Annotated in this window: 15 protein-coding genes; 5 read left to right on the top strand and 10 right to left on the bottom strand. The window is 65.7% G+C overall.

Features of this window, described 5'->3' with window-relative positions; all coding sequences use genetic code 11:
* Position 1 precedes the first annotated feature (1 nt).
* Positions 2–514 (bottom strand): GspH/FimT family pseudopilin, encoded by a 513-nt coding sequence (locus ACIGFL_RS03285; protein WP_021441744.1) that lies wholly within the window; start codon positions 512–514, stop codon positions 2–4.
* A complete protein-coding gene (locus ACIGFL_RS03280; protein WP_021441745.1) occupies positions 514–903 on the bottom strand; it encodes a type IV pilin protein in 390 nt (129 codons plus the stop codon). The genes ACIGFL_RS03285 and ACIGFL_RS03280 overlap by 1 nt, the downstream gene beginning before the upstream one ends.
* A 152-nt stretch (positions 904–1,055) precedes the next feature.
* Between ACIGFL_RS03280 and ACIGFL_RS03275 the strand changes: the two genes are divergently transcribed.
* The gene (locus ACIGFL_RS03275; protein WP_021441746.1) at positions 1,056–1,574 is read left to right on the top strand and encodes a GspH/FimT family protein; all 519 of its coding nucleotides are present in this window, start codon (positions 1,056–1,058) and stop codon (positions 1,572–1,574) included.
* 7 nt (positions 1,575–1,581) lie between these two features.
* Here ACIGFL_RS03275 and ispH read toward each other — a convergent pair whose 3' ends face one another.
* The 6 genes from ispH to murJ all read right to left on the bottom strand — a co-directional run bounded on the left by ispH (position 1,582) and on the right by murJ (position 8,972).
* Entirely contained in the window at positions 1,582–2,526 is a 945-nt protein-coding gene (ispH, locus tag ACIGFL_RS03270) for a 4-hydroxy-3-methylbut-2-enyl diphosphate reductase (RefSeq protein ID WP_397496121.1), read from the bottom strand.
* A 138-nt stretch (positions 2,527–2,664) separates the two neighbouring features.
* Positions 2,665–3,102: a peptidylprolyl isomerase gene (locus tag ACIGFL_RS03265; RefSeq protein WP_021441748.1), complete on the bottom strand. Its 438-nt coding sequence runs from the start codon at positions 3,100–3,102 to the stop codon at positions 2,665–2,667.
* Positions 3,095–3,604, bottom strand: a complete 510-nt coding sequence (gene lspA / locus ACIGFL_RS03260; RefSeq protein WP_397496120.1) for a signal peptidase II — start codon at positions 3,602–3,604, stop codon at positions 3,095–3,097. Before lspA ends, ACIGFL_RS03265 begins: the two co-directional genes overlap by 8 nt.
* A complete protein-coding gene (gene ileS, locus ACIGFL_RS03255) occupies positions 3,597–6,428 on the bottom strand; it encodes an isoleucine--tRNA ligase (protein WP_397496119.1) in 2,832 nt (943 codons plus the stop codon). Before ileS ends, lspA begins: the two co-directional genes overlap by 8 nt.
* Entirely contained in the window at positions 6,425–7,375 is a 951-nt protein-coding gene (gene ribF / locus ACIGFL_RS03250; protein WP_021441751.1) for a bifunctional riboflavin kinase/FAD synthetase, read from the bottom strand. Before ribF ends, ileS begins: the two co-directional genes overlap by 4 nt.
* A 61-nt stretch (positions 7,376–7,436) precedes the next feature.
* Positions 7,437–8,972: a murein biosynthesis integral membrane protein MurJ gene (murJ, locus tag ACIGFL_RS03245; protein WP_122108255.1), complete on the bottom strand. Its 1,536-nt coding sequence runs from the start codon at positions 8,970–8,972 to the stop codon at positions 7,437–7,439.
* Positions 8,973–9,164: 192 nt separating this feature from the next.
* On the opposite strand from murJ, the gene rpsT reads away from it, so the two are divergent.
* Positions 9,165–9,443: a 30S ribosomal protein S20 gene (gene rpsT, locus ACIGFL_RS03240; protein ID WP_021441753.1), complete on the top strand. Its 279-nt coding sequence runs from the start codon at positions 9,165–9,167 to the stop codon at positions 9,441–9,443.
* 109 nt (positions 9,444–9,552) lie between these two features.
* Here rpsT and ACIGFL_RS03235 read toward each other — a convergent pair whose 3' ends face one another.
* A complete protein-coding gene (locus tag ACIGFL_RS03235) occupies positions 9,553–9,843 on the bottom strand; it encodes a PA4642 family protein (RefSeq protein WP_021441754.1) in 291 nt (96 codons plus the stop codon).
* 172 nt (positions 9,844–10,015) lie between these two features.
* Between ACIGFL_RS03235 and dauA the strand changes: the two genes are divergently transcribed.
* The gene (dauA, locus tag ACIGFL_RS03230; RefSeq protein WP_397496118.1) at positions 10,016–11,743 is read left to right on the top strand and encodes a C4-dicarboxylic acid transporter DauA; all 1,728 of its coding nucleotides are present in this window, start codon (positions 10,016–10,018) and stop codon (positions 11,741–11,743) included.
* Between the two features lie 29 nt (positions 11,744–11,772).
* Here the strand turns inward: dauA and ACIGFL_RS03225 are convergent, their stop codons facing one another.
* Positions 11,773–12,330, bottom strand: coding sequence for a hypoxanthine-guanine phosphoribosyltransferase (locus tag ACIGFL_RS03225; protein WP_397496117.1), 558 nt, complete (start codon positions 12,328–12,330; stop codon positions 11,773–11,775).
* A gap of 241 nt (positions 12,331–12,571) precedes the next feature.
* Between ACIGFL_RS03225 and upp the strand changes: the two genes are divergently transcribed.
* Both upp and ACIGFL_RS03215 read left to right on the top strand, forming a co-directional pair.
* Positions 12,572–13,210, top strand: coding sequence for a uracil phosphoribosyltransferase (gene upp, locus ACIGFL_RS03220; RefSeq protein WP_397496116.1), 639 nt, complete (start codon positions 12,572–12,574; stop codon positions 13,208–13,210).
* Between the two features lie 2 nt (positions 13,211–13,212).
* On the top strand, positions 13,213–14,478 hold the full coding sequence (locus ACIGFL_RS03215) for a uracil-xanthine permease family protein (RefSeq protein WP_397496115.1): 1,266 nt from the start codon (positions 13,213–13,215) through the stop codon (positions 14,476–14,478).
* Positions 14,479–14,528 lie beyond the last annotated feature (50 nt).

Raw genomic sequence — 14,528 nt, 5'->3', positions numbered from 1 at the left:
TTCAGCATTCCCCCTTGCTGGAGCTGGCTCGACCATCCAGGCCAAGCGAAAGACAACTGACCGATGCCGCGTCGCTAGCGTCACTGCTCACTTCAAACTCCACGGCACTAGTCGTTCGGCCGGAAGCGCTGAAAATAATGCCGGCATTCGGACCAGTTATCCCCACGCCAGACGACAGGGTATGCGCCAAAATCGCAGGCTGCCCCGCCGTAGGATGTGCAATGCCCCAGCCCGCAGCCCAACCACCAGCCGCGGGGGCGAGAGTAATCTGACGATTAAGCTTGATTGCTTCGGAACGCGCCAAACTGATCGCAGTATGGAGGTCGGTGATAGTTGCCCGCACCCTCTGCTCAGCGATGATCGCGCGGTAAGACGGCACTGCGACCCCTATCAAAATGCCCAGAACCACCAGGCTTACCATCAACTCGATCAACGAGAACCCCCGAGAGCGATAAACCTGCTCTGTATTTCGGCGCGCCATAAGCTCCGAACGACCTGCAAGCAGCAGCTTCATTACCATGAGCCTCCCGCCCAAGTCTTAGCGCCACTCTGGTTGATCGTCAGGTTGCCGTCTCCAGCCTGAGCCGTACCGGACTTAGGGGCAGCAGTGATAGTGAAAGTCGGAGGCGTGGCACTCACCCCACTCAGGCTCACATCGTAATTGCGTGCAACGCTCGCCGGCTCCGGAACGCCGAGAGCGCTGACGGTGGACGCATACGCTCGCGAGTCCATAAGAATCTGCTGCTGGCGCTGCGCCAAATCCATCAAGTAGGCCTGGGCTTCGCCACGATTGGCGCGAACCACGTACTGCGTATAGGAGGGGTAGGCTACTGCGGCCAAGATACCGATAACCGCTACCGTGATCATGAGTTCAATCAGGGTAAATCCTTTGGCTGTTTGCACGCTGGGACTCCTCCATCAAATGCAGGGCAGAATTGCACAACTAGGCTATACAGGTCTTCACGGCAAGGACGACCGGCTCATCTGGACCGTTGAGCGGCACAACGCCGCTCTCTTTGTCGTTTTAATAGCCACTGCATACGAGGCAGGACGCCATGTATAAAAGCGCGAAGGGATTTACCCTGCATGAGCTAATGATCGGCATGGCCATTCTGGTCCTAACAGCCAGCCTAGGTCTGCCAACTCTGTACAATTTCATCCACGATTACCGCCTGACAGCCGCAGCGAACGACCTTCTGCTGGCAGCCCTGTATGCGCGCAGCGAGGCGATAAAGCGCAATGCACCAGTATTCCTTGTGGCGCGCTCCGGATCCTGGCCGAGCGGCTGGGAGGTGTACCCCGACTACAATTACAGCAGCACTCGAGATGAAGCGGAAAATGTACTGCTGGTGGGAAAGGAGCAGCCAGAACTGACAATTAGGGGCAATCAACCGGTAGCCGCCTACATCAGATTCAGCCCCAGCGGGAGGGCCAAACTTCCGGGCGGGGCTTTTCAAGCAGGCACCATAACCCTCTGCCACCCGAAGAGTAGATCCATGCAACGAGAGCTAGTGTTGAACTCCAGAGGTCGCCTCAAGCTCCAGAAATCTTCTCGTGAAGGCTGCTCCCCATGACCAAAGCTCAGAGCGCCTTGACCCTGAGCTCCTTGGGCATCGAGAAGGTCACGTTCTCCGGCCGCCCGTCCAGTTCGGTCTCCCCTTGCGCGCCCCAGGCGCGCAGCTGTTCGACCACCCCACGCACCAGCACCTCAGGGGCCGAGGCGCCGGCGGTGATGCCGATGCCGCTTACCCCGTCGAACCATTCACGCCGCAGGTCCTCGGCGCCGTCGATCAGGTAGGCCGGGGTGCCCATGCGCTCGGCCAGCTCGCGCAGGCGGTTGGAGTTGGAACTGTTGGGGCTGCCCACCACCAGCAGCACGTCGCACTCGGCGGCGAGCTGCTTGACCGCGTCCTGGCGGTTCTGCGTGGCGTAGCAGATATCGTCCTTGCGCGGCCCGCCGATGGCCGGGAACTTGGCGCGCAGGGCGTCGATCACCTTGCTGGTGTCGTCCATCGACAGCGTGGTCTGGGTGACGAAGGCCAGCGCCTCGGGATTGCGCACCTGCAGCTCGGCGACGTCGGTCTCGTCTTCCACCAAGTAGATGGCGCCGCCGTTGCTGGCGTCGTACTGGCCCATGGTGCCTTCCACTTCCGGATGACCCTCGTGGCCGATGAGGATGCACTCGCGGCCCTCGCGGCTGTAGCGCACCACCTCCATATGCACCTTGGTCACCAGCGGGCAGGTGGCGTCGAACACCTTCAGTCCACGGCGCTCGGCCTCGTCACGCACGGCCTTGGACACGCCGTGAGCGCTGAAGATGACGATGACGTCGTCCGGTACCTGGTCCAGCTCTTCGACGAAGATGGCACCGCGGGCGCGCAGATCCTCGACCACGAACTTGTTGTGCACCACTTCGTGACGCACGTAGATCGGCGGGCCGAAGACTTCCAGGGCGCGGTTGACGATCTCGATGGCGCGGTCGACGCCGGCGCAGAAGCCGCGGGGATTGGCAAGTTTGATATGCATGCTGGTTGTCTCGGTATTGATCGAGGATCGACGCGCCGCTATCGGTCGATCCCGGAAGATACAGCCTGCGCGGGATAAGCGCAGGCTGCAACAAGAGCTTCGCGGCTAAAGCCGCTCCCACAGAAGCGGCGATTCGGGCTAGAGCGCCTTGACCGAGAGGATCTCCACCTCGAAGTCGAGCACCTTGCCGGCCAGCGGGTGGTTGAAGTCGATGGTCACCTGCTTGTCGTCGAAGGCCTTGACCACCCCGGGCAGCTCGGCATTGGCGGCGTCGTTGAAGATCACCAGCAGCCCTTCGGACAGTTCCATGCCCTCGAACTGGCTACGCGGCATGACCTGCACGTTCTGCGGGTTGGGCTGGCCGAACCCCTGCTCCGGCTGTACCTGCACGCTGCGCTTGTCGCCGGCCTTGAAGCCGTAAAGCGCCTGCTCGAAGCCGGGCAGCAGGTTGCCGTCGCCGACCTTGAAGGTGGCCGGCTGCTTGTCGAAGGTGCTGTCGACCACGTCGCCGTTCTCCAGCTTGAGGGCGAAATGCAGGGTGACTTCCCTGTCCGGGCCGATGCGTACGTCAGTCATTGGCAGGTTCTCCGGACTTGTTGCTCTTGAACATATCCAGCGCCAGGAGGATGGCGCCGACGGTGATGGCGCTGTCGGCCAGGTTGAACGCCGGGAAATACCAGCGGTTCTGCCAGTGCACCAGGATGAAGTCGACCACATGGCCGAGCACCACGCGGTCGTAAAGGTTGCCCAGCGCACCGCCGAGCACCAGCGCCAGGGCGATGGCCAGCCAGGTTTCCTCGGGCTTCAGGCGCTTGAGCCAGACCACCAGCACGATGCTGACTACGATGGCGATAGCGGCGAAGAACCAGCGCTGCCAGCCGGCGGCATCGGCCAGGAAACTGAAGGCCGCACCGGTGTTGTAGGCCAGGGTCCAGCTGAAGTAGTCGGGAATCACCACGATCTGCTGATACAGGCTGAGGCTGCCCTCGAAATAGTGCTTGGTCAGCTGATCGACGACGAACACCGCCAGGGTCAGCCAGAGCCAGGCCAGTCGGCCGAAACGCGAGACCTCAGGCATGCTTGCGCACCTCGCCTGCACCTTCGATATTGCTTACGCAGCGGCCGCACAGTTCCGGGTGGGCGGCATGGCTGCCGACGTCGGCACGGAAGTGCCAGCAGCGGCCGCACTTGGCGTGGGCGGACTTGAGGATCTTCAGCTTCAGCCCCTCCACCTCGGTGACCACCGCATCGACCGGCGCCTCGGCCAGCGTCGCAGTCTGCGCCGCCGAGGTGATCAGGGCGAAACGCAGCTCGTCGCCGAGCTTGGCCAGATCGGCCTGCTTGGCCTCGTCGCAGAACAGGGTGACCTCGGCCTGCAGGCTGCCGCCGATGGCCTTGGCCGTGCGCAGGTTCTCCAGTTCCTTGTTGACCGCGGCCTTGACCGCCATGATCCGATCCCAGTAGGCACGATCCAGCTCGAACCCCTCCGGCAGGCGGCTGAGCCCCTCGTACCAGGTATTGAGCATCACCGACTCGTTGCGCTCGCCCGGCAGGAACTGCCAGATTTCCTCAGCGGTGAACGCCAGGATCGGCGCGACCCAGCGCACCAGCGCCTCGCTGATGTGGTACAGCGCGCTCTGGCAGGAGCGACGCGCGACGCTGTCGGCAGCGGTGGTGTACTGACGGTCCTTGATGATGTCCAGGTAGAAGCCGCCCAGCTCCTGCACGCAGAAGTTGTGCACCTTGGAATAGACGTTCCAGAAGCGGTAGTCGGCGTACGCCTCGATGATCTCTTCCTGCAGGCGTAGGGCCGCGTCGACGGCCCAGCGGTCGAGGTCGAGCATCTGCTCGGGCTGCAGCAGGTCCTTGGCTGGATCGAAGCCGTTGAGGTTAGCCAGCATGAAGCGCGCAGTGTTGCGGATGCGGCGGTAGGCGTCGGCGCTGCGCTGCAGGATCACCTTGGACACCGCCATCTCGCCGGAATAGTCGGTGGAGGCGACCCACAGGCGCATGATGTCGGCGCCCAGGCTGTCGTTGACCTCCTGTGGCGCGACCACGTTGCCGAGCGACTTGGACATCTTGCGGCCGTTCTCGTCGACCACAAAGCCGTGGGTCAGCAGCGCCTTGTAGGGCGCGTGGCCGTCGATGGCGCTGCCGGTCAGCAGCGACGAGTGGAACCAGCCACGGTGCTGGTCCGAGCCTTCCAGATACAGATCGGCGCGCGGGCCGTCGGTGTGGCCCATGTCGTGCGAACCGCGCAGCACGTGCCAGTGGGTGGTACCGGAGTCGAACCAGACGTCCAGGGTGTCGTTGATCTTGTCGTAGTCGGCAGCCTCGGCGCCGAGCAATTCGGCGGCGTCGAGCTTGAACCAGGCTTCGATGCCCTCTTGCTCGACACGCTTGGCCACGATCTCCATCAACTCGACGGTGCGCGGGTGCAGCTCGCCGCTGACCTTGTGCAGGAAGAACGGGATCGGCACGCCCCAGTTGCGCTGACGCGAGATGCACCAGTCGGGACGACCGGCGATCATGCTGTGCAGGCGCGCCTGGCCCCAGGCCGGGACGAACTGGGTCTGCTCGATGGCGGCCAGCGCGCGCTCGCGCAGGGTCGCGCCATCATTGGGTTGAGTGTCCATGCCGACGAACCACTGCGCGGTGGCGCGGTAGATCAGCGGGGTCTTGTGCCGCCAGCAGTGCATGTAGCTGTGCTGGATCGGCTGGTGCTTGAGCAGCGCGCCGACTTCGTCGAGCTTGGCCACGATGTTGGCATTGGCCTTCCAGATAAACTGGCCGCCGAAGAACGGCAGACCCGCGGTGTAGACGCCGTTGCTCTGCACCGGGCTGAGGATGTCGTCGTTGCTCATGCCGTAGGCTTTGCAGGTGCGGAAGTCGTCCTCGCCGTAGGCCGGCGACGAGTGGACGATGCCGGTACCGGCGTCGAGGGCGACGTAGTCGGCCAGGTAGATCGGCGAGAAGCGTTCGTAGAAGGGGTGGCGGAAACGGATCAGCTCCAGCGCCGCGCCCGGCGCGGTGGCGAGCACCTGGCCGTCGAGGCCGTAGCGCTGCAGGCAGGACTCGACCAGCTCCTCGGCCAACAGCAGCAGGCGCGCGCCGGTGTCGACCAGCGCGTAGCTGAATTCCGGATGGACGTTGAGCGCCTGGTTGGCCGGGATGGTCCAGGGCGTGGTAGTCCAGATGACGATGGCGGCCGGCTTGCTCAGCTCGGCCAGGCCGAAGGCGGCGGCCAGCTTGCCGGCGTCTTCCACCGGGAAGGCGACGTCGATGGCGTCGGATTTCTTGTCCTGGTACTCCACCTCGGCCTCGGCCAGGGCCGAGCCGCAGTCGAAGCACCAGTTGACCGGCTTCAGGCCCTTGAACACGAAGCCCTGCTTGACCATCTCGGCCAGGGCGCGGATCTCGCCGGCCTCGTTGGCGAAATCCATGGTCTTGTAGGGGTTGTCCCAGTCGCCCAGCACGCCGAGGCGGATGAAGTCGGCCTTCTGCCCTTCGATCTGCTCGCCGGCGTAGCTGCGGCAGCGCTCACGGGTCAGGTCGGCCGGCTGGTTCTTGCCGAAGGTGGTCTCGACCTTGTGCTCGATCGGCAGGCCATGGCAGTCCCAGCCTGGCACGTAGGGCGCGTCGAAACCGGCCAGGGTCTTGGAGCGGGTGATGATGTCCTTGAGGATCTTGTTCACCGCATGACCGATATGGATGCTGCCGTTGGCGTAGGGCGGGCCGTCGTGCAGGACGAACTTGGGCCGACCCTCGCCGATCTGCCGCAGCTTGCTATACAGGCCAATCTCGTTCCAGCGCTGCAGGGTCTGCGGCTCGCGTTGCGGCAGGCCGGCCTTCATCGGGAACGGGGTATCGGGCAGGTTCAGCGTGGCTTTGTAATCGGTCATGTCGGGCTCTTCATCAGCGGGTGGCTCTGCCAATAATCACGGGCAGCGGCAATATCGGCGGCAATCGCCGTCTTCAGGGCCTCCAGCGAGGCGAAACGCTGCTCGTCACGCAGCTTGTGGTGGAAGGCCACCGAGAGGCGCCGGCCATACAGGTCGCCGGCGAAATCCAGAAGGTGCACTTCCAGATGGGCGCTGCCGTCGCCGGCAACGCTGGGGCGCACGCCGATATTGGCCACGCCCGGTTGAATTTGGCCGTCCACCACGCAACTCACCAGGTACACCCCGGACAGCGGCACCTTGCGCCGCTTGAGCTGGATATTGGCGGTGGGAGCGGCCAGCTGGCGGCCGAGCTTCTGCCCGTGCAGCACCCGCCCGGCGATGCGGAACGGCCGGCCCAGCAGCGCCTCGGCCAGCTCGAAATCGCCATCGGCCAGGGCCTGGCGCACGCGGGTACTGCTGACCCGGCCACCGCGCACCTCCACCGTGGTCGAGGCATCGACGCTGAAACCGTGGCGCCGCCCGGCGGCCTGGAGAAATTCGAAATCGCCGGCGCGGTCGCAGCCGAAGCGGAAATCGTCGCCGATTTCCAGGTCCTTCACGCCAAGGCCGTCGACCAGCACACGCTGGACGAACTCGGCCGCCGACAGCTCGCGCAGGCGGCGGTTGAAGGCCAGGCACAGCACCATGTCGACGCCTTCGGCGGCCAGCAGGGCGAGCTTGTCGCGCAGCCGGGTCAGCCGCGCCGGAGCGGTGTCGGGACCGAAGAATTCGCGCGGCTGCGGCTCGAAGATCACCACGCAGCTGGGCACGGCCAATTCCGCGGCACGCTCGCGCAGGCGCGCCAGGATGGCCTGGTGCCCACGATGAACGCCGTCGAAATTACCGATGGTGACCACGCAGCCCCGCGTCTGGGGCTGCAGGTTATGAAGACCTCGAACCAGCTGCATAGCACGCTTCTTGTTCACAAAGTGGCCGATTATACGCACAGCCCGCGGCCCAATACAGGCGTCAGACCGTCCGCCGGGCAAAGTCGCGCAGGCGGAAACCGAGCAGCAGCAGCATGCCGAAGTAGACCAGCAGCCCGGCGACCACCAGCGCGCCGAGACGCAGCAGGCGCAGCGGCATGTCGCCCTCGGCCCATGCCGGCATGATCTGCAGCAGGCCCAGCAGCACCGCCACCATCGCCGTCACCGCCAGCACCAGCTTGAGCAGGAACAGGCCCCAGCCCGGCAGCGGCCGGAAGATATCGGCGCGGCGCAGCTGCCAGTACAGCAACCCGGCGTTCAGGCAGGCCGCCAGGCTGATCGCCAGGGCCAGGCCGGCATGCGCCAGCGGGCCGACCAGCACCAGGTTCATCAACTGGGTGAAGACCAGGGTCACCACGGCGATCTTCACCGGCGTCTTGATGTTCTGCTGGGCGTAGAAGCCGGGCGCCAGGATCTTCACCAGGATGATGCCGAGCAGGCCGATGGAATAGGCGATCAGCGCCTGCTGGGTCATCAGCGCGTCGCTGGCGGTGAACTTGCCGTACTGGAACAGCGACACGGTCAGCGGCTCGGCCAGCACCGCCAGGGCCAGGGCGCTGGGCAGCACCAGCAGGAAACACAGGCGCAGGCCCCAGTCGAGCAGGCGGCGGTACTCCTCGCGGTCGCGGCTGGCGTAGGTCTTCGACAGCGCCGGCAGCAGGATGGTGCCCAGGGCCACGCCGAGCACGCCCGAGGGCAGCTCCATCAGGCGGTCGGCGTAGTACATCCAGGACACCGAGCCGGCGACCAGGAAGGAGGCGAAGATGGTGTTGATGATCAGCGAGATCTGGCTCACCGACACGCCGAAGATCGCCGGCCCCATCTGCTTGAGCACGCGCCACACGCCGAGGTCGCCAAAACTCAGGCGCGGCAGCACCAGCATGCCGATCTTCTTCAGATGCGGCAGTTGCCAGAGCAGCTGCAGCAGGCCGCCGACCAGCACCGCCCAGCCCAGGGCCATGATCGGCGGGTCGAAATAGGGCGTCAGGAAGACGGAAAAGCCGATCATGCTGACGTTCAGCAGGGTCGGCACGAAGGCCGGCACCGAGAAGCGGTTCCAGGTGTTGAGGATGGCGCCGGCCAGCGACGACAGCGAGATCAGCAGGATATAGGGGAAGGTCACCCGCAGCAGGTCGACGGTCAGCTCGAAGCGCTCGGCCTCATCGGCGAACCCCGGCGCGGTGGCCCAGACGATCCAGGGTGCGGCCAGCACGCCGATGGCGGTGACCAGCGCCAGCACCAGGGTCAGCAAGCCCGAGACGTAGGCGACGAAGGTGCGCGTGGCCTCCTCGCCCTGCTGCATCTTGTACTCGGCCAGGATCGGCACGAAGGCCTGGGAGAACGCCCCCTCGGCGAAGATGCGGCGCAGCAGGTTGGGCAGCTTGAAGGCCACCACGAAGGCGTCCGACGCCACCCCGGCGCCGAAGGTGCGAGCGATGATGGTGTCGCGCACGAAACCCAGCACGCGCGAGACCATGGTCAGGGAACTGACCGCGGCCAGGGATTTGAGCAGATTCATGGAGTGACTCGATTTCCCGCAAACGGGCGCGCCGCTGGACAATCCGCCGGCGCGCGAAGGCGTCGAGTGTAGCGAGCCGCCATTGGTCAGGCCAGCACGGGAAAGCGCCAGCGGGCTTGACAGATGCCCAGGGGGTCGGCATGATTCGCGGCCTTATTTGTCGTAACCCCCCAGTTTTCGAGGAGCTTGACGGTGGCCAACTCACCTTCTGCCAAAAAACGCGCCAAACAGGCTGAGAAGCGCCGTAGCCATAACGCCAGCCTGCGCTCCATGGTCCGTACCTACATCAAGAACGTGGTCAAGGCTATCGACGCCAAAGACCTCGAGCTTGCCAAGTCGTCCTACACCCTGGCCGTTCCGGTCATCGACCGCATGGCCGACAAGGGCATCATCCACAAGAACAAAGCCGCTCGTCACAAGAGCCGCCTGAACGCGCACATCAAGGCGCTGGGCGAAGCTGCTGCCGCCTAATCGCGACAGGTTCTTGAAAAACCGGCCCCCGTGGCCGGTTTTTTATTGCCTGGAAGAAAGGCAAACCGCAGGACGGACAAGCCTTCGGCATGCCCGCCCGACTATAGGATCAGCCGGCGCGCGCGGCCTTGATCACCTCGATATAGGGTTCGGCGTTGCGCTGATCCTGGATCAGGGCGACGAAGTCGTGGCCCTGCGCGTCGGTAGCCGTCAGGTCGTAGCCGGCGGCGACGAAGAAGCCGACGAAACGCTCGAAGTCGTCGATACGCAGACCGCGATAGGCCTTGATCAGCTTGTGCAGCGAGGGTGGCGTGGCGTCGGCCGGCTCCACCGCCAGGAACAGCTTGATCGAGTCGTCGCTGATTTCTTCGCCAATCACCTGCTTCTTGTCTTTACGCATCGCCCGCTCCCGCCAGCATTACAGAGGGCCGGCAGTTTACCGCCGCGCCGCGCGCGGCTCAACGCGCAGCCGAGCAGGCTAGCACGCGAACATTCGACGCAACAGCCGACCTAGGTCATGCCGCCGCACGGCGCGCCGCTCCTATAATGCGCCGAGCCATCCCGGAGCCACCATGCCACGCCACTCCCTGCCGCTGTTCGCCGCCTGGCGCCAGACCCTGCGCGCCGGCTACTCCTGGAAGGCCCTGCGCGGCGACCTGAGCGCCGGGCTGACGGTCGGCATCATCGCCATCCCCTTGGCCATGGCGCTGGCCATCGCGGTCGGCGTGGCGCCGCAACACGGCCTGTACACCGTGCTGATCGCCGCGCCGCTGATCGCCCTGTGCGGCGGCTCGCGCTTCAACATCTCCGGGCCCACCGCGGCCTTCGTGGTGATCCTGCTGCCGATCACCCAGCAATATGGTCTGGGCGGGTTGCTGCTGTGCACTCTGCTGGCCGGCGTCATCCTGATCACCCTGGGCCTGCTGCGCGCCGGCCGCCTGATCGAGTTCGTGCCCTATCCGGTGACCCTGGGCTTCACCGCCGGCATCGGCATCGTCATCGCCATCCTGCAGCTCAAGGACCTGCTCGGCCTGGAACTGGCCGAAACCCCACAGCACCTGCTGCAGCAGCTCGCCCTGCTGGCCAGCGCGCTGCCCAGCCTGCAGCCAGGCGACAGCCTGGTCGGCGCCATCTGCCTGGCCACCCTGCTGCTGTGGCCGCGCCTGGCGCCGAAGATTCCCGCGCATCTGGTCGCCCTGGCCGTCGGCGCCCTGCTGGCCCTCGCCCTGGAACACCTCGGCCTGCCGGTGGCGACCCTGGGCGAACGCTTCAGCTATACGCTCGACGGCATCGAGCACCCCGGCATCCCGCCCTTGCTGCCCAGCCCGAGCCTGCCCTGGCAGTTGCCCGGCGCGGACGGCCAGCCGCTGGTGCTGTCCTTCGAGCTGGTCCGCCAGCTGCTGGCGCCGGCCTTCGCCATCGCCATGCTCGGTGCCATCGAATCCTTGCTCTGCGCCGTGGTCGCCGACGGCATGAGCGGCAGCAAGCACGACCCCAATGCCGAGCTGATCGGCCAGGGCCTGGGCAACCTGGCCGCGCCCTTCTTCGGCGGCATCACCGCCACCGCGGCCATCGCCCGCACCGCCGCCAACGTGCGCGCCGGCGCCTTCTCGCCGCTGGCGGCGCTGATTCACGCCGGCGTGGTGCTGGCGGCGATCCTGCTGCTGGCGCCGCTGTTCAGCTACCTGCCGATGGCGGCGCTGGCGGCCCTGCTGCTGGTGGTGGCGTGGAACATGAGCGAACCGCAGCATGTGGCCCACACCCTGCGCATCGCCCCGCGCGGCGACGTGCTGGTGCTGCTCACCTGCCTGCTGCTGACGGTGCTGTTCGACATGGTGCTGGCGGTCGGTGTCGGCCTGCTGCTGGCCGCCGGGCTGTTCATCAAGCGCATGAGCGAGCTGACCGACACCGCCGCGCTGAGCCGGCAGCAGCGCCAGGCCCTGCAGGATCTGCCCGAGCACGTGCTGGCCTACGCCATTCGCGGGCCGCTGTTCTTCGGCGCGGCGGAGAAGGCACTGAGCGTGCTGCGCCGCTTCACCCCGGGGGTGCGCGTGGTGATAGTCGATATCAGCGCGGTGCCGCTGCTGGACATGACCGCCATCGCCGCGCTGGACAACGTGCTGCGCGACTACCGCCAGCAGGGCGTGGCGCTGATCCTCAGCGGCCCGACCGCGCAGGTGCGCCTGCAACTGCGCCGCGCCGGGGTGCACCGGCGCGCCGGCGAACTGGCCTACGTGCGCGATCTGGCGCAGGCGCGGCAGAAGGCGCTGCGCTGGCTGGGAGAAGGCCTGGAGCCGTAGCCCGGATGAAATCCGGGCGCAGAACGCGCTTACAGCCCCTTGACCGCGTAGATGCCGGCGGCGTTGCGCCAGTAGCCCTTGTAGTCCATGCCGTAGCCGAAGATATAGCGGTCGATGCAGTGCAGGCCGACGTAGTTGGCCTTGAGGTCCGGGCGTGCCTTGCGCTGGTGTTCCTTGTCGATCAGCACCGCGGTGTGCACCGCACGGGCGCCGGCGTGGCGGCAGAAGTCGATGATCGCGCCGAGGGTGTGCCCTTCGTCGAGGATGTCGTCGATGATCAGCACGTCGCGATCGATAAAGGAGACTTCCGGCTTGGCCTTCCAGAACAGCTCGCCGCCGCTGGTCTCGTTGCGGTAGCGGGTGGCGTGCAGGTAGGACGCCTCCAGCGGGAAGGCCAGCTTGGGCAGCAGCTTGCCGGAGAAGATCAGGCCGCCGTTCATCACGCAGAACACCACCGGGTTGCGTTCGGCCAGTTCGGCGTTGATTTGGGTGGCGACGCGGTCGATGGCCGCTTCCACCTCGGCTTCGGTGAACAGGCAGTCGGCTTCCGCCATGACTTGGCGGATGTGCGCGAGATCGGCGGACATGGGGCGTTCTCTCTTGGTCGGGCTGATGAAATGAGCGGCGATCGGCGGCAAAAGCTGAGCGATCAGTCAAATAAAAGCGGGCAAAGGTACAGACCTGCGTCGCACTTGCCAAGCCTCGCCTGACCAGCGTAGCCGAGGCCGCTCGCGCGGTGTGCTGACCCATCAGTCACCCACCACCTGGCATGAGCAATGCTTTAATCTAACGCGATTTTTCCCAGAGCCCAGTTGGAGATTCCAGCCCATGCCCACTCGCGAGATCCGCCACCCGCTGATCCGTCACAAAATCGGCCTGATGCGCCGCGCCGACATCAGCACCAAGAATTTCCGCGAACTGGCCCAGGAAGTGGGCGCGCTGCTGACCTACGAGGCGACCAACGACCTGCCGCTGGAAAGCTACGAGATCCAGGGCTGGGCGGGCGCGGTGCAGGTGGAGAAGATCGCCGGCAAGAAGATCACCGTGGTGCCCATCCTGCGCGCCGGCATCGGCATGCTCGACGGCGTGCTCAGCCTGATCCCCGGGGCCAAGGTCAGCGCCGTGGGCGTGGCGCGCAACGAGGAAACCCTGGAGGCGCACACCTACCTGGAGAAACTGGCACCGGAGATCGACGAGCGCCTGGCGCTGATCATCGACCCGATGCTGGCCACCGGCGGCTCCATGGTCGCCACCATCGACCTGCTGAAGAAGGCCGGCTGCAAGGACATCCGCGCCATGGTGCTGGTCGCCGCGCCCGAGGGCATCAAAGCGGTCGAGAAGGCCCACCCCGACGTGACCATCTTCACCGCCTCGATCGACGAACGCCTGAACGAGCACGGCTACATCATCCCCGGCCTGGGCGATGCCGGCGACAAGATCTTCGGCACCAAGCAGAAGGACGCCTGAACATGTCGCAAACGGAATTCAAGGATCCGCTCTGGCGCCAGGGCCTCTCCGGCGCGCAGATGCTCTTCGTGGCCTTCGGCGCCCTGGTGCTGATGCCGCTGATCACCGGCATGGACCCCAATGTCGCGCTGTTCACCGCCGGCCTCGGTACCCTGCTGTTCCAGCTGGTGACCAAACGCCAGGTGCCGGTGTTCCTCGCCTCCAGCTTCGCCTTCATCGCGCCGATTCTGGCGGCCAAGGGCGAGTTCGGCCTGCCGGCGGTGCTCGGCGGGGTGATGGCGGCCGGCCTGGTCTACATCCTGCTCTCGGTGCTGGTCAAACTGCGCGGCCCCAGCTTCATCGACCGCCTGCTGCCGCCGGTGGTGATCGCCCCGGTGATCATCTCCATCGGCCTGGCCCTGTCGCCGGTGGCGGTGAACATGGCCATGGGCAAGGCCGGCGACGGCAGCGTCGAGCTGGTGCCCTATGCCACCGCCATGCTGATCTCGATGCCGGCGCTGCTCACCACCCTGCTGGTCGCCGTGCTCGGCCGCGGCATCTTCCGCCTGGTGCCGATCCTTGCCGGCATCGCCGTCGGCTGCCTGATCGCCGCCGTGCTCGGGGTGATCGACACCAGCGCGGTGGCGAGCGCGCCCTGGCTGGCGCTGCCCAATTTCGTCGCGCCCGAGCTGCACTGGGGCGCCATCCTGTACATGGTGCCGGTAGCGCTGGCGCCTGCCATCGAGCATATCGGCGGCGTGGTGGCGATCGGCAGCGTCACCGGCAAGAACTTCGTCAAACAGCCGGGCCTGCACCGCACCCTGCTCGGCGACGGCCTGGCCACCTCGGCCGCCGGCCTGTTCGGCGGCCCGCCCAACACCACCTACGCCGAAGTGACCGGCGCGGTGATGCTGACCAAGAGCTACAACCCGAAGATCATGACCTGGGCCGCGCTGTTCGCCATCGCCCTGGCCTTCGTCGGCAAGTTCGGCGTCGCCCTGCAGAGCATTCCGGTGCCGGTGATGGGCGGCATCCTCTGCCTGCTGTTCGGCTCCATCGCGGTGGTCGGCCTCAACACCCTGATCCGCCACCAGGTCGACCTGTCCGAGGCGCGCAACCTGATCATCGTCTCGGTCACCCTGGTATTCGGCATCGGCGGCATGGTGATCGGTGGCAAGGAATTCGCCCTGTCGGGGATTTCCCTGTGCGCCGTCAGCGCCCTGCTGCTCAACCTGCTGCTCCCCGGCGGCGCCGGCTGGAATAACAAAAGCCTCGAAGAGACCGACTGAGTCGCCCCCACGAAAAAAGCCCGCGACTATCGCGGGCTTTTTCGTACTCG

The sequence above is a fragment of the Pseudomonas sp. NPDC077649 genome (assembly GCF_044542855.1).
In the GTDB taxonomy this organism is placed as follows: domain Bacteria; phylum Pseudomonadota; class Gammaproteobacteria; order Pseudomonadales; family Pseudomonadaceae; genus Aquipseudomonas.
The sequence above is the reverse complement of the archived record's forward strand: the minus strand, read 5'-3'. Positions and strand labels throughout refer to the sequence as shown.

Bases quoted from the DNA above. Each gene is read 5' to 3' on its own strand.
- ACIGFL_RS03285 (WP_021441744.1), bottom strand. From the start codon at position 514: ATGAAGCTGCTGCTTGCAGGTCGTTCGGAGCTTATGGCGCGCCGAAAT.
- ACIGFL_RS03275 (WP_021441746.1), top strand. From the start codon at position 1,056: ATGTATAAAAGCGCGAAGGGATTTACCCTGCATGAGCTAATGATCGGC.
- ispH (WP_397496121.1), bottom strand. From the start codon at position 2,526: ATGCATATCAAACTTGCCAATCCCCGCGGCTTCTGCGCCGGCGTCGAC.
- ACIGFL_RS03265 (WP_021441748.1), bottom strand. From the start codon at position 3,102: ATGACTGACGTACGCATCGGCCCGGACAGGGAAGTCACCCTGCATTTC.
- lspA (WP_397496120.1), bottom strand. From the start codon at position 3,604: ATGCCTGAGGTCTCGCGTTTCGGCCGACTGGCCTGGCTCTGGCTGACC.
- ileS (WP_397496119.1), bottom strand. From the start codon at position 6,428: ATGACCGATTACAAAGCCACGCTGAACCTGCCCGATACCCCGTTCCCG.
- ribF (WP_021441751.1), bottom strand. From the start codon at position 7,375: ATGCAGCTGGTTCGAGGTCTTCATAACCTGCAGCCCCAGACGCGGGGC.
- murJ (WP_122108255.1), bottom strand. From the start codon at position 8,972: ATGAATCTGCTCAAATCCCTGGCCGCGGTCAGTTCCCTGACCATGGTC.
- ACIGFL_RS03235 (WP_021441754.1), bottom strand. From the start codon at position 9,843: ATGCGTAAAGACAAGAAGCAGGTGATTGGCGAAGAAATCAGCGACGAC.
- dauA (WP_397496118.1), top strand. From the start codon at position 10,016: ATGCCACGCCACTCCCTGCCGCTGTTCGCCGCCTGGCGCCAGACCCTG.
- ACIGFL_RS03225 (WP_397496117.1), bottom strand. From the start codon at position 12,330: ATGTCCGCCGATCTCGCGCACATCCGCCAAGTCATGGCGGAAGCCGAC.
- upp (WP_397496116.1), top strand. From the start codon at position 12,572: ATGCCCACTCGCGAGATCCGCCACCCGCTGATCCGTCACAAAATCGGC.
- ACIGFL_RS03215 (WP_397496115.1), top strand. From the start codon at position 13,213: ATGTCGCAAACGGAATTCAAGGATCCGCTCTGGCGCCAGGGCCTCTCC.